Genomic DNA, 14,428 nt, shown 5'->3' with positions numbered 1-14,428 from the left:
CAAAAGTCGCTATCAGTCCGTCGCGGAAGTTTTGGCAGATTTACAACCTTCGTCGGGTACAGTTCCACCTTCACCCCAAATCAAGATTCCCGCCAAACCCCAAAATAATACCTTTGAATTTGATATTGTCACAGTCAATGAAAGGGGGAGAAAAATTAATCGCCGTCAGGGTCAAGCCAAATACATTATCGAAGACCTTGGAGATGGTGTGACTTTGACAATGGTATTAATTCCGGGGGGTACTTTTATGATGGGTGCAGCGAGTTCTGAAGCAGGAAGTGATGAGAGTGAAAGACCCCAACACCGAGTCACCCTCCAACCCTTCCTGATGGGGAAATATCCTGTCACGCCGAAACAATGGCGACAAGTCGCCAGCTTCCCAAAACTCCGACGCGACCTTGACCCCGACCCCGACTCCTCAAGAAATTACTCAAATCTTCCCGTCGAAAAAGTTTCATGGTATGATGCACTCGAGTGGTGCGCCCGTCTCTCCAAAAAAATTGGCAAGCCCTACCGATTGCCCAGTGAAGCTGAGTGGGAATATGCAGCCCGAGCCGGAACCACCACCCCGTTTCATGTTGGTGAAACCTTGAGTACCGACCTCGCCAACTACAATGGCAACCTCATCTACGGCTCAGGAGTCAAGGGAGTCTACCGCAAAAAAACGACCCCCGTCGGTCATTTCCAACACGCCAACGCTTTTGGCTTGTATGACATCCACGGGAATGTTTGGGAGTGGTGCGCCGACCCCTGGCATGAGAATTACAACGGGGCACCAACGGAGGGTCGAGTTTGGGATGAAAAAGATGTGTATGATAACTATGTTGATAATTTAGTAAATTTAATAAATGCAAAAGAACGCCGAGTTCTGCGGGGCGGTTCATGGAACTACGTTCCTGTAGGCTGTCGCTGTGCCAGCCGCGTCGGGTTTGAACCGGACAACTTCTACAACCGCAACTTCGGTGTCCGCGTCGCCTGTTCCGTCCCGGATAATTTTCACTCTTTGCAACTATAAGAAACCGGATTTCTATGAGAGTTTCTCCTTCCCCACCAGATGGTTGCCTAGAAACCCGGTTTCTACCCCCCACCCGACACCGATAAGAAACCGGGTTTCTATGAGAGTTGATGGGTTGCCATGAAAGATGCTTCTAGAAACCCGGTTTCTACGCCTCACCCGACGAAACTTCGGAGGGCTTTCGGAAACTCTGAGCCCGGATGCCGTACTTGGGAGCGAAGACTATCGCCACCAGAAATAGAGGGGGGTTTACAGGCGTCCCCTCGTGCCGCCTTTTATTTCCCGAGAGAGGATGTCAAACTAGAGCAAGTATTCGCACCCTCACGGAGGACAATCGATGGCGACACAAGATCGTTGCTGTTCCTGTCACGGGGACGCCCCCGCGCCCAAAACTGCCCAACCCGAACCGGAAAGCCTGCGGGAGGAAGTCTTGCCCCTGGCGGCGATAACGGCAATTTACGTCCTGGCGCTGATATTCCACGGGTGGCTGAAGCAGGTGGCGTTCGGCTGGGGGGAATATCTCGTGTTCATTCCCCTGTACCTGGCGAGTGGGTGGGGAGTGCTCCGCAGCGCCGGACGGAATATCTTCCGGGGGCGGGTGTTCGACGAGACGTTTTTGATGAGTTTGGCGACCCTGTGCGCGATCGCCATCAACCAACTTCCCGAAGCCGTAGCCGTGATGTTATTTTACCGCATCGGGGAGGCATTTCAAGAGTATTCCGTGAAGCGATCGCGGCGATCAATCCGATCGCTGCTGGAAGTGCGCCCCGACAGCGCAAATTTGCTGGTAGACGGGGAATTGCAGGCCGTTTCTCCGGAGTCGGTGACGGTGGGAAGTACGATTTTAATTAAAGCCGGTGAAAAAATCCCCCTGGACGGAGAAGTAATATCCGGAACCTCCCAAATCGACACCTCGCCGCTGACGGGAGAATCCGTCCCCCGTTCCGTGGAAGTGGGAGAAACAGTCCTCGCCGGAACCATCAACAAAACCGGAGTTTTGACGGTGCGGGTGACGAAATTATTCGCCGAATCTTCCATTACCAAAATTTTGGAATTGGTGGAAAACGCCCAGAGTCGGAAGGCGAGAACGGAACGATTTATGACCACCTTCGCCCGGTATTATACGCCGGTGGTGGTGGGGTTGGCGATCGCGATCGCGTTACTTCCACCGCTGTTGAATTTCGGCAGTTATCAGGAGTGGTTTTCCCGGGCGTTAATTCTGTTGGTGATTTCCTGCCCCTGCGGTTTGGTGATCAGTATCCCCCTCGGCTACTTCGGCGGCGTCGGCGGGGCGGCGAAACAGGGAATTTTGGTCAAGGGTTCGACGTTTTTGGACGATCTGGCGGCGGTGAAAACCGTGGTGTTCGACAAAACGGGGACGCTGACCGAGGGGGTATTCGAGGTGACGGAAGTGGTGCCGCACAACGGTTTTACGGAATCCGAACTGGTGAAAATTGCCGCCCAGATCGAATCCCTTTCCAACCACCCCGTCGCCCGGGCGGTCCGCGACGCCTACGGGCAATCTTTGCAGGGAACATCTGTCGATGATTACCAGGAAATTGCCGGGTGCGGCGTCAAGGGAAAATTGCAGGATCGGAGGGTAATTGCCGGGGGCGATCGCTTATTACACATGGAAAATATCGACCATCCCCTCTGCGATGTGGGGGGCACGGCGATTCACCTGGCGGTGGACTGCCGCTATGCCGGATATATCGTGATCGCCGATCGCCTGCGGGATGACGCGGTGTCGGCGGTCCGGGCGCTGAAGGATTTGGGGGTGGACCGGACGGTGATGCTGACGGGGGACGATCGCACCGTAGCCGAACGCATCGCCCGAACCCTCGATCTCGACGGCTACCACGCCGAATTGATGCCGGAGGATAAAGTCGATCGCCTGGAACAGTTGTTGCGTCAGGATGGCGGACGGGTGGCGTTCGTGGGGGACGGCATCAACGACGCCCCCGCCATCGCCCGGGCGGATGTGGGTATCGCGATGGGGGCGATGGGCTCGGATGCGGCGATCGAAACGGCGGATGTGGTGATTATGACCGATTCTCCCTCTTTTGTCAGTCGGGCGATCGCCGTGGGGCGAAAAACCCGCCGCATCGTGTGGCAAAATATCGGGTTCGCGATCGGGATTAAGGGCTTTTTTATCCTGTTGGGAATTTTTGGATTCGCGACCATTTGGGAAGCGGTTTTTGCCGATGTGGGGGTGGCGTTATTGGCGATTCTGAACGCGACCCGAATCATGCGATCGGCTTAGATATCTAGAAACCGGGTTGATACCAATATCTCGATGGGAAACCCAAAACTTTCCTAGAAACCCGGTTTCTTCCCCCCCACCGATCGCTCTAGAAACCGGGTTTATACTAATATCTCGATGGGAAACCCAAAACTTTCCTAGAAACCCGGTTTCTTTCTCCCCGGAGCTACATTATATGGCGGCACACTTTCCCATGCTGTTATGGTATGTCAATTCGGAGAAAAAGTCAAGCCCTCCCGAGAGATCTAGAAACCGGGTTTCTTCGTCAATCCTGAAACGCGAACGGAAACTTGGGCGGCCGAATTTGCAATTGCAAACTGCGATAAACGGCGATCGCACACCCCGACCCCACCAACGCCAAAGCCGGGGGCACCAGGGGGATCCATCCCCCCGTCTGCCAGAGGACGACGTAAGAGCACCCGTACAACACCACCAGACCGCAACCCAATCCCAAACCGATCCAGCGGCGGCGGTGGAACGCCAAAGCGATCGCACTTCCGGCCGAGGACCCAACCCCGATCCAGAGGACTTCCCCCCACAGGGGCCACCACCAAATCAGGGGGCGTCCGTCCTCGACGGCACTGACGATCTGGCTGATGGCGTGGGCTTGGACGATAACGCCGGGGATGTCCGGGTAACTTTCGTGGCTGTAGGGGGTGCGGTGCAGGTCGCGGAAGGTCTTGTCCGTGGTGCCGATCAACACGATGCGATCGCGCAGCAACTCCGGTGTCAGCCCCCCATTCAGGGCCTCCCCCAAGGTCAGGGTGCGGGCAATTTTGCGATCGCGGGTATTTCGATAATTGATCATGATCTGATACCCAGCCGAATCGATCTGATGGTATCCGGCGATGTTGCCCTTGATGGTTCGCAGGGTCAAATCCCCCAGATGCAAGCTATTTCCCGTCACCTCCAAATCCGCATCAGTGAGGAGTCCGGCGGCTTTCAAATACTCGATGGCGACCCGCAAATTGAGGGAATTGTTGACCGGACAGCGGGAATCCATCGGGGGGGCCTGACCGATGAGTTGGCGGCGGAGAACCCCATCCGGGTCGATAATGGCGTTGCTGAACCCCACCCGAGTCCACACTGACTCCTGGGGAATGTGGGGCGAGGCGGGAATACCGGGAGCTTCCTCACTTTCCCCCACCTTGCAGACGGTGATGAAGCGATCATTATTTTGCAGGTGGTCGATCAACTCCCCACGTTCCGGGCCGACGGGGACTTCCTGATAAATGTCCAACCCGATCGCCCTCGGTTCCAGGGGTTCGAGCTGTTCCAACAACTCCTCCAACACCCGGGGGGAAAGCGATCGCCCCAGACGTTCTTCCGGCGGTTGATTCTGCACGTCAGCCCCCGTCACCTCGATCACCAGCATTCGCGGGTCGGGTTTTTCGGCGGGGCGCGATCGCATCAGGTGGTCGAAGGCCTTCAGTTCGTACCGTTCCAGCCACCCGGCCAACCGCATTCCCATCACCGTCGCACCGACGGCCAAACCGACTCCCACCCCCTTGGCGATCCTCAGAATGACCGATCTTTCCCCCGGATCGATCCGCTCCAACTTTCCGGTCAATTCCGACCAGGAAGGCGGACTGGTCAAACAATTTTGAAAAATCACCGGCAGCCAGCAGGCGCAGGGGAACTCGCCCTCCAAGCCCTGCAATTTTTCCCGAGCTTCCCGCACGGACAAATAAAACGATTTCCCCGCCGAAAATGCCCCGATCCAATTCATCAAAAATTCCTGGGCGACGCGGTCGGGAACCGGTTCCCGCATCACGATCAATTGGGGAATGTTGAGGGCGCTCAATCGATTCGCCAGACCCAACCCGTCGCAGGAGTTGAAGATGGCAAATTGCAGCCCCCCCCTCACAGCCGCTTTCAGGGCATTTTTCAGGTCAGGAATGGCGAGGGTTTCTTCGGCGTTAATTTCGATGTGTCCGGTGGAGCCATCCGGGGTGCTGGCGCTGTGGCCCGCAAAAAAGAGAATATCCCAGCTTTCCTGCCACAGCCAGCGGTCGAGTTCCCGACGTCGCGGTTCGACCAGAAACACCGTTTCCGAGTCCGGCAACTGTTCCAGGATCCCCCGATCTTTTTGAACTTCAATCCCCTCGGAATTCCCCAATATCGCCAGAATTTTGATTTTTTTTCGCCGCCGATTTGGAGATGAAGATGGGGAGCGATCGGGGGAACTGAGGGCGATTTCCGCTTTGGGAAAATCCTCGAAAAAATTCCACAAATGCCAGGGCAAATGTCGCAGCCGTTCGTCTTTGGTTTCCACGATCGCGCGAACTTCTCGTTCCGGGGAAAGGTGCGTCCGCAACTGCCGTTCGATCCGCCCGAAGGAGCCCGAGTTCAGCCAGGTGTTGATCTCCCGCCTCAATTGCCCGCACAGGTCCTCAAAATCCGATCGCGAAATCTGCCGGGTGTCCTCATCATCAAATTCAATCTCAGGGACGTAGCCGCGTCGCATCCGCCAGTCGTGATAGAGTGCTTCGTAGAGCGATCGCCACTCGTCGTACAATCGAGACAGTTGGGGAGCCGGCGGCAGGCTCCCCATTTGGGCGGCAGATTTCCCTTCCGACTGATACAAGTCCGCGAAAACGGCCGGAAACCCCTGTTCACAACTGCCCGCCCCGAAGCGGATAATGACGCGCTGACTCATAAATTCCCCGAGTTAAATCACGAACGTTTCGATCGCATCGATTTCGTCAAGCTGCACCCGCAAACTAAAATGATAACCAGGGGAACACTTGAACCGCGTAATTTGGAGGAGATCGTCGCGATCGCGAGCTTCGATACTCTTGAGGGTTTCTCCGGTTCCCGAGATCAGACTCAATCCGATCTGAGCCGGAAGGTGGGGCATTTCCGGACCCGGCGCCAATTTGACCCGCACCCCAACTCGGTCGTCGCTTTCCCGGCTCAGTTCCACCAGCAAGGCGACGGTTCCCTCACCTTCGCCGAGGGCGATGGATTTGACCCGCCGGATGGGTTCGCCCGAACCGCGCAGGCGGAAGTTGGCGGAACGCCGAAAGGCAAATTTGAGGTCGCCGGAATTGGGAAACAGCGTTTCTACCGCCTGCCATCCGGTTTCAAATAAGTCGTCGAACCATTGGCTCAGGTGGACTTCCGTCCCACCCCGGCGGCGTCGAAACAGGCGGTCGCGCCCCCGTTCGTCCGCCAGCAGGGACCCCCACAACGGAAAGGGAACTTCCAGTCGAGGGACGAGCAAATCGGGGTTCCCGAGGCGTCGCAGCAGGTTTTCCGCCTGGGAAGTGGGGACGGCCCGCAGGGGTGCGACGGCGGCCCGCCTCTGTTCCCGGGGGCAAAATTCCCGGGACACCCAAAGCACCGCCAGGTCCCGCACCAGGTCATCTCCGTCCAGGACGTAGGTGCGATCGCCTCCGTCGTAACGGCCCCGGGTTTTGAGTTCTCTGTGGCTGGCATAGCCCCAAATATTGACATAACCTTCGTCAGGATCGACCCGCACCGCCAAATAGTAGTCGCCGACCCACTCGGGGATGTCGATCCACTCTTGGGGAACCCGAAATTCGTCGGTATCGATGGTTTCCGTGGGAATCAGAATGAATTTCAGATCTCCCACGGCTAAGGCCGTCCCGCCGACGAGTTCCCAAATGGCCGAATTGGCAGTTGTCCCAGAATCCGGGCTCGCTTCCGGCGCGTACTCTTCTTGCAGCCAGGGGAGGATGATGTCGAAGCTGATGCGATTGAGGTACGTATTCCAGCGATCGCGATTTGTCGGGGCGGACTGGCTCTGCTGCCAGGATGCAGTTTGCACTGCGGGGGGAATTTCCAACCACACCTCGGTTGGGTTGGCGAATAAAACTGTCATCGGAATGACTCCTGCGAGAACACGGTTTAGTTGTTTTCCTCATCACCCGGCCATCTGGCTGGTACAACTGCTGTTGTATCTTTACCTACGTTTTGGTTTGACACAAATATGCACATATTTTAACGACGGAGATTTACCGATCGGGGGAAATCACAGAAGAAATGGGGGGCGACGGTCAGGGATCGATTTCGAGACAGCAAGAACGGGCGGTGCTCACCGGCAAAGCCGATCGCAAAAGGATGAGATCTGGCGGTGCGCCAAGAGTGTATTTATAGCGTGGCGCGCTTTTTAATAAGGAATGGAGAATCGGTCATTTTTCACTTTTCACTTTCCCCACACCCCGCACCCCGCACGCGGCGCCATGATTCCGTTCCCGACCGCACCCATCGAAACGTCGGGGGCGGATGGGCGGGAATTTTCGCTCAAATTCAAGCATCGTCGGCCCCCCCCAAATAACTCGGCAGCCACTCTTCCAGGGCGGTGGCCATCTGTTCGAGTTGTTCGCAAGTCGGGGAGGCCTTCACGGTGTCTTGGCTCCACTGGGCGAGGGCCTTGACCAGGAGTTCCCGCGCCCGGGACAGGCGCCGGGAGACGGTGTACTGTTTGGTTTGCACTCGGCCGGCAATTTCCTGTTGGGTCAGTCCCAGGCCGTAGTAGAGTTTCAGAATGTCTTGCAATTCGGGTTTGAGTTTCGCGATCGCCTCGGCCAGGACTCGGTGCAGTTGGGACTGTTGCTCCCGGCGGGCGGCGATTTCTTCTTCCAAAATGGCCTCGTCCAAGGGAGACTCCCGTTCCTCGTCTGGGAGGAGGTCGATGTACTCCCGGTCCGGTCCGGGTTGGGACGCATTCAGCGAAGTCGTGTCGGGGTAGAGGTAGGCGCGGGTCCACTGAGCCGACTCCTTCAACCACCGTTCCAGGATCTCGGGAGACACTTGGGCCCCACCGGCGGGGAGGGTGTGGCGGTCGCGGTTGTACTGGGCGGCGATCGCCTCCCAGGTGGCCCGGTCGGGGGGCGGCAACTGCCGGGTTCCAGCGGCTCGATCCGGGACGTAGAGGGTTTTGAAGCCGGTCCAGGCCAGCCGGTACTCGGCGATCTTCGTCGGGCCGAACCCGGCCCGACTCAGGGCCTCTTCGAGACGTTTCTGACTGATTTTTCGCAACAGCGCCCAATCGCTGCAAATGTCCGTCTCCCGCCGCTGCCGCAGGGTGTCGCGGATGATGGATTTGAACGTCACCCCGGCGTAATCTTTGAGGGACGACCCCTGTTCGGGGTTGAATCCTTTGAAGATCCGCCGCACTTGGGCGATCGCCATCTGAAACAAGTCGGCCAAACCCACCTGAGATCCGGCAAATCCGGCCCGGGAGGTTTTTCGCGCCGCCCAGTAACAGGTTTCCTGCAGGTACGCCAACAAATGCCCCTCCACCCTGGGATTCGGTTCCGGTTCCCGTTTCCAGCGCTTGTGCCAGTGCAGCGCCCAAAAGTCCTCGGAGCGGGGAGATTCCGGCGTTTGTTTCACGGATCGTTCCATATTGCGATGCAGCCCCGGATCGCTGACCCAACTGCTGAAGCGATCGTCGGCAAAATTGACGAAGGTGGAAAAAATTTCGATGATGCTATGACGGGGACGCATATACCACTCAATTCAGTAGCCGTAGACTTATCATACGAGATCCCCTTTTGAGAGCCTAGATTTTGGGAACAATTGACGATTGACAGAAATTTCCCTTCCCCGACTCCCCAATACCGACTCCCCAATACCGATTCTCCGAGTCGCGGGGCGTAGTGAATGAGTGGTCATGCGATCGCCCGAACTTTTTGAGGGAGTTGACCGTCTCGTGAATGGAAGGCAGAAAACCGCTCCCTTCCCCGGTTCTCTGGCGATCGATTGTATTGATATTTATCCGTCATGTCAAAGCATTTTTCATCCGGAATCCGTCGGTGTTTACGTCGGTGGTTCTATCCCCTGCTCTCCGTCTCCGTCGCCCTGGCGATCGGGCTGAGTTCCCTCCCGCCGGCCCAGGCTTTTTCCTGGCAAGATTTGATCTTTCGGGGCATCCAGGTGATCCAATTGTCCACCCTCTCCGACCGCCAGGAGGTGGAACTCGGGGAGCAGATCGACGGGGAACTCGTCGGCGGGGAAATTCGCCTGCTCCGCAACCGGGAGGCGACGGCCTACATCGATCGCATCGGCCAGCAGTTGGCCCGGGCCGGCGATCGCCCCGACATCCCCTACACCTTCCAAGTGGTGGACGACCCGGAAATCAACGCCTTCGCCACGATGGGGGGATTCGTCTACGTCAACAAGGGGTTGATGTTGGCGGCGGACAACGAGGCCGAACTCGCCAGCGTCATCGCCCACGAAATCGGCCACATCGTCGGGCGGCACTCCGTTGAGCAGATGAGGCGAATGGCGATCGCCCAAGGAGTGGCTTCGGTGGCGGGGATCGACAGCAATATGGCCGTTCAAATCGGCGTGGAACTGGCCCTGCGCCGCCCCCACAGCCGCAGTGCGGAGTACGAGGCCGACCGCCTGGGAGTCGAAGCCCTGGTGCGGGCCGGTTACGACGGGCGGGCGGCGGTAGACTTCCTGGCCAAATTGCTCGGCGGCGGTTCCCCCCCCACGTTTTTGAGTACCCACCCGGCGACGGGCGATCGCATCGAGGCTTTGGAGCGAGAAATCGACGGGACGGCGACCGCCTCCGGTGCGGGAATGGACACGGCCACCTACCGCGCCACCCTCGATCACCTGTTTTCGTAGAAAGGAGAATTGATAATTATCAATTCTCAATGATCAATTCTCCGACTGAGCCTCGGGCCGGCTGTACCGCAACCGGGCGAAAAAGGAGGGGGGTTTGAGGGGAGTGACCAGTTCTTCGAGGGGGAGCATCCGAAATTTGGAGTGGAGGGCGTTGAACTGGTAGACGGTATTGGTGTCGAGTTCCAGGGCGGTCAGCCAGCCACTTTTGGCGTGGTAGACCCCGGTATCGATGCCGAGCCAGCCCTGTCCCCGGACGATGTTTCCCGGCTCGACCCCGTCAAAGGTAAACGTGATCGTGTGGCCGACGATCATCTGTTTTTTGGGAAAGTAGGGTTTGGGGATGGAATGGAATTCCCGCCGAATCCAACAAAATTCGGCGGCGGTCTGTTCCTGGAGGGGCAGTTTGGGATGGACTCCGGCGTGGACGAGCCAGGTGTCGCCGAGATCCAGGAACAGGGGCAGCGATCGCATCCACCGCAGGTGATCTCGGGGAATGATCTCCGCGTCTTGGTAGGAGACGATCGTCGCCTGACCGCCGCTGTAGAGCCACGCCTGCCAGGCCTGTTGGTTGTTGCCGACTTCCGGCATCGCGCTCAACATCAGTTGTTCGTGGTTGCCCATCAAACAGTGATAGGGGCTGTTTTTGACGAACTCGACGACTTGGGCGCTTTTGGGACCGCGATCGATCAGATCTCCGAGAAAGTAAATTTCATCTTCGGCACCTGGGCTGAGTTTCTCCAGGAGGGCCATCATTCCATCGAAATGCCCGTGGATGTCACCAATCACAATGCGTCGGTTAGACATTGTTTTCTGTGTCCTGATGGATTGACTTGAGCAATGGTTCGCTCATCTGCTCAGGGCATTGAGGAAACTTTGGAGTCCGGAGAGAAAACCTTTTTTCTGGGCCTGGGGGTTGGACTCGACGGAGTTGGGGTCGGTTCCTTGGATTGCCCGAGCTAACAGTTGTTCCAACTCATCTCCGACGGGTTTCGTCGGTCGCTGGGCGATTTGTTGATAGTCTCCATCGACTTCCAACCACACTTCCCAAGGGGAGGGATAACACCGATACAAGGCGGCGCCGTCCAGGGGTCTGAGATAGTAGCAGGATTCGATGGTGTTGATAAAGCGATCGCGCAGTTGGCGCGCCGCGTATCCTATCCCTATGATAGCAACATCTTCTAAGCGGGGATTCAAAAGGATGACCGGGCGATCGCCGGCCAGTTTGGAGAGGGTTTCCACCTGAGTCACTTCCACGGCGGACGGCGACACCACCAAGAACCGCCCGTCGTCGGGTTGGAGTCGCCTCTCGACGGGGGAACGACTCGTCCCCACGTCCGTGACCCGGAAGGGGGTTTCTCCCCAGTCACGGCGGGCAAGAGCTGCGGCTCCGGCATCGGGAAAGAGGACTTTGAGCACGGTGTCGGATGTCTCGACGGCGGGGATGAACTCTCGGGCGATGGACTGGGCTTGCAGTTCGATTTCCGGGAACACCAGTTCCACTTGCATGAGGGTATAGCCGTCGTCGAGGGCCGCCCGGGTGGCGGCTTTGGCTTGGGCGATCGCTTCTTCTAGGCTGGTCGGGAGCTGTGTCATGGATTCGGATCTTGGGCTCGATACTCTCAGTTGCAGTTATTATCTCACGAGCCCGTCATGTCGGGCAGGGGGATAGTGAGGTGTTTCGCTTTCCTCCCTAATACCGACTCCCCCTTTTTCCCCGACCGAGACTCGATGGCAATTGCCGGGATTGAAAATCAACAACCCCACCTAATTTTAAGTGCTTGATGATACAACTTATCGGCGAAAAATTGGCGGTGCATCGATAACCGATTGGTTGAATGGGAATTGGCTGGCTCCGGCGGCGATCGGAGATGTTTAACACATCCGATCTCGATTTGGCAACCTTTCTGAGTTGGAGTCGTGAAAAAGTGTGGGCAATGACGGTTCGGCGGTGCTTTCCGATTCTGATCGCCGGGCTCGGTGTCGCCTCTTTTCGCTGTCGTGAAGAGGGTTGACAAATTTTTACAAAAGCTTTACAGTATCTGTTACCTAAATTTACATAACGTACTTGTTCTGTTTGGTGCTCATTGATTACCGTGTTGAAAGCAATCCAAAGTTGAGTGAGTGACAACCCATGGGTGCCATTAGTGAATTGGTGAGAAAAGCGATAGATACCGGCTGTTTGACAGTGGAAACTGAAGATCAGCTCCGCCAGCTATTGCAGATGACAAAATACGGTCGGGACGATTTAGATGCATTTGTCAATCTCAACCATGCGGTGAGGGAAGGGCAAGTGCGACAGGAGTCCCGCGAGTTGTTCCAATTGGAGTGTTTGAAATCGTAAAGTTCGATTCGGAGTTCGATGGCGCTTCTCGCCCGTTTCAAGGGGCCAGGAAATGAAACCGCCTTGACCTCCCTCAAAGTTTAAAAATGTGTTGCCACCGCCTGCGTGTCAATACCCGATCGCGAGACTTGCGACAATTTTGGGTCCTATTTTTTTTTCACCGGGCTATCCTGAATTGAAGAACCGATTCCTTGGAGAATTCCGCGCCCGATCAGGCCGAGGCCACGACCGAGAACTTGGGTCAATACAAACACCACGCCACTGCCAACAAAAGAGACGGCAGTCCTCACCCGAGGCGCGATCGCGTCGCGACCTTCCAAGACCAAAGTGACGGCCAGGGGAACGCCGGAGAGGCTTTCGAGTTCCCGACGTCGGGACGCATAAATAGTCCGCTTTTGAATTCCCCGCTCTCCCAACACAAACAACGTATAGGTGCTCTCAAAAATGGCTTTGGGTTCGCTGACGTAGCGATCGACGCGATACCGCCACGACAGGTTATTCCGAAACTTTTCAATTTCCCGGGTGGAGAGCATCCGGCGATCGTAAAAGGTTTGTTTGACTTCTTCAAGGTCGGCGAAACGGTTCAACAGGGGTTGGATGACGCCGTTGGCAATTTGAATCGCCCCGTGCTGCAAGAGGGCTTGTGCCCGCCGCGTCGCCTCCAAAGATCCCGGGGGATAAACCTGGTTGTCGATGGTCAAGGATTCTCCGAACAACAGGTGGGCGAGGAGGTCGTCCATGAGGGGAATGCGGTTCAAAATCGCCGCTTCCACCAGGGGGGCATCCCGGAGCAACACCGGGATCGCCTCCACCTGCCGATCGCCGACCGAGAGGGTGTAATATTTGCCGTAGAAATCGGCGACGGCCCCGGCCCACAGGTCTCGCAGCAGGGCCGGACACTTGAGGATCAGGCGGTCGGGTTCGATCTCCGACAACTGCAACTCGTCGAGCAGGTCTTCAAACTTCCGCAGGATCGTGTAAATGAGTTCCTGCTTCTTGCTCAATTTCAGGAGATCAATTTCCAGGGGAATTCCCGTCTGGTTGACCAACCCGGACTGGAGTTTGGCGACGGTGGCATCAAATAGGAGCGATCGCAAGGCCCCCAGATCCGCCTCACCCGGCACCGCCAAATCGGAACGGCCGGCCTGCACCAATTCCCCTCTGGGCTGCGACGGCCCGGTTGCGGACTCCGGCGGGGGACTCCCGCCCCCCGAACCCGAAACCTCCGGGGATTCGGGGAGGAGGTGGGAGACGAGCCGTCGTGCGGCCCGCAACTCCCGATATCGGCCCCGGGTAATGAGCCAATTCAACATCGGCACCGCCCCCCGCGTCGGCATGGGTCCGGCCTGTTCCAGGTCCGCCCCCAGTTCTTCCAGGGCGGTTTCGATGTCGCGCAGCCCCGGGGCGATCAGGGCGAAGCGCAATTTTTGCCAGCGGGTCGGGGGGGCGGGTCGGGGGGGGCGGGTTCCCGGGGGGGTTGTCGGGAGGGGATCGACCCAATAGCGTCCTCCGGCGGCGACTTCCCGAATCGCGCCGAGGAGTTCTTCGAGGGCGACCCCTTTCGGACAGTAGCCGGCCACCCCCGCCTCTCGGGCGGCGGACAGCTCGTCAGGGTCGGAGACGGTGGTGATCAGAAGCAGGGGGATGTCTCGATAGCGAATTTGAAATTGCCGACAAAATGCGATCGCCCGGTCGGGGTGGGTACTCAGGTCTTTGACTCCCAACTCCAAAAGGGCGATTTTAACGGCGTTGGGGGCGGCTTCCGGCGGTGCGATCGCGTCCGATTGCGCCCACCCGTCGAGAACTTCGCGGGCCCGAGTGGCGGTTTCGGCTTCGGCGACCACTTCGAGGTCAGAAAACCGTTCGCAAATCGACCGAATTCCGATCCGAAAGATCGGATCGTCGTCAATCAGCAGCAGTTGAATAATGGATTGGCTCATCCGATGGGAAATGGGGGGCGGTTCTCCAGTAGCGAAATTGGCCGGGTCGGCATCATTCCAAAAATAAGTTGGAGTCGGGGGGGCTGTAATTTTCCGGAGCCGGGGCGGGTGCCGGGGCCGGAGCCGGGGCCGGAGCCGGGGCCGGAGCCGGGGCCGGTGCCGGGGCGGGTTCGTAATCGGAATAGCCGGAATATCCGGAGTAGCCGGAGTTGTCGGAATATCCGGAGTAGCCGGAGTTGTCGGAATATCCGGAGTAGCCGGAG

11 protein-coding genes are annotated in these 14,428 nt (G+C 57.6%); 4 read left to right on the top strand and 7 right to left on the bottom strand.

Going from position 1 to position 14,428, the window contains the following annotated elements:
- Positions 1–1,015 (top strand): formylglycine-generating enzyme family protein (locus LKE08_RS05930; RefSeq protein ID WP_324703279.1); only part of this gene is annotated, 1,015 nt, incomplete at its 5' end.
- A gap of 337 nt (positions 1,016–1,352) precedes the next feature.
- Entirely contained in the window at positions 1,353–3,278 is a 1,926-nt protein-coding gene (locus LKE08_RS05925) for a heavy metal translocating P-type ATPase (RefSeq protein ID WP_324703278.1), read from the top strand.
- 265 nt (positions 3,279–3,543) lie between these two features.
- Here the strand turns inward: LKE08_RS05925 and LKE08_RS05920 are convergent, their stop codons facing one another.
- From LKE08_RS05920 to LKE08_RS05910, 3 genes are all read right to left on the bottom strand, one after another.
- Entirely contained in the window at positions 3,544–5,937 is a 2,394-nt protein-coding gene (locus LKE08_RS05920) for a CHASE2 domain-containing protein (protein ID WP_324703277.1), read from the bottom strand.
- Positions 5,938–5,949: 12 nt separating this feature from the next.
- Positions 5,950–7,125 carry a DUF1822 family protein gene (locus tag LKE08_RS05915; protein WP_324703276.1) on the bottom strand — a complete coding sequence of 392 codons (1,176 nt, stop codon included), beginning with the start codon at positions 7,123–7,125 and terminating at the stop codon, positions 5,950–5,952.
- A gap of 428 nt (positions 7,126–7,553) precedes the next feature.
- On the bottom strand, positions 7,554–8,756 hold the full coding sequence (locus LKE08_RS05910; protein WP_324703275.1) for a sigma-70 family RNA polymerase sigma factor: 1,203 nt from the start codon (positions 8,754–8,756) through the stop codon (positions 7,554–7,556).
- Between the two features lie 276 nt (positions 8,757–9,032).
- Between LKE08_RS05910 and LKE08_RS05905 the strand changes: the two genes are divergently transcribed.
- Positions 9,033–9,884, top strand: a complete 852-nt coding sequence (locus tag LKE08_RS05905; protein WP_324703274.1) for a M48 family metallopeptidase — start codon at positions 9,033–9,035, stop codon at positions 9,882–9,884.
- Between the two features lie 33 nt (positions 9,885–9,917).
- On the opposite strand, the gene LKE08_RS05900 is transcribed toward LKE08_RS05905, so the two are convergent.
- Positions 9,918–10,688 carry a metallophosphoesterase gene (locus LKE08_RS05900; protein WP_324703273.1) on the bottom strand — a complete coding sequence of 257 codons (771 nt, stop codon included), beginning with the start codon at positions 10,686–10,688 and terminating at the stop codon, positions 9,918–9,920.
- Positions 10,689–10,730: 42 nt separating this feature from the next.
- Positions 10,731–11,477, bottom strand: coding sequence for a DUF1995 family protein (locus tag LKE08_RS05895; protein WP_324703272.1), 747 nt, complete (start codon positions 11,475–11,477; stop codon positions 10,731–10,733).
- 538 nt (positions 11,478–12,015) lie between these two features.
- On the opposite strand from LKE08_RS05895, the gene LKE08_RS05890 reads away from it, so the two are divergent.
- Positions 12,016–12,225: a hypothetical protein gene (locus LKE08_RS05890; protein WP_324703271.1), complete on the top strand. Its 210-nt coding sequence runs from the start codon at positions 12,016–12,018 to the stop codon at positions 12,223–12,225.
- Between the two features lie 146 nt (positions 12,226–12,371).
- Here LKE08_RS05890 and LKE08_RS05885 read toward each other — a convergent pair whose 3' ends face one another.
- Both LKE08_RS05885 and LKE08_RS05880 read right to left on the bottom strand, forming a co-directional pair.
- Positions 12,372–14,165, bottom strand: coding sequence for a DUF3685 domain-containing protein (locus LKE08_RS05885; protein WP_324703270.1), 1,794 nt, complete (start codon positions 14,163–14,165; stop codon positions 12,372–12,374).
- A 52-nt stretch (positions 14,166–14,217) separates the two neighbouring features.
- The coding region (locus LKE08_RS05880) for a hypothetical protein (RefSeq protein ID WP_324703269.1) at positions 14,218–14,428 on the bottom strand (211 nt) is incomplete at its 5' end.

Source organism: Lyngbya sp. CCY1209 (assembly GCF_035615495.1).
Classification (GTDB): Bacteria; Cyanobacteriota; Cyanobacteriia; order Cyanobacteriales; family Microcoleaceae; genus Limnospira.
The sequence above is the reverse complement of the archived record's forward strand: the minus strand, read 5'-3'. Positions and strand labels throughout refer to the sequence as shown.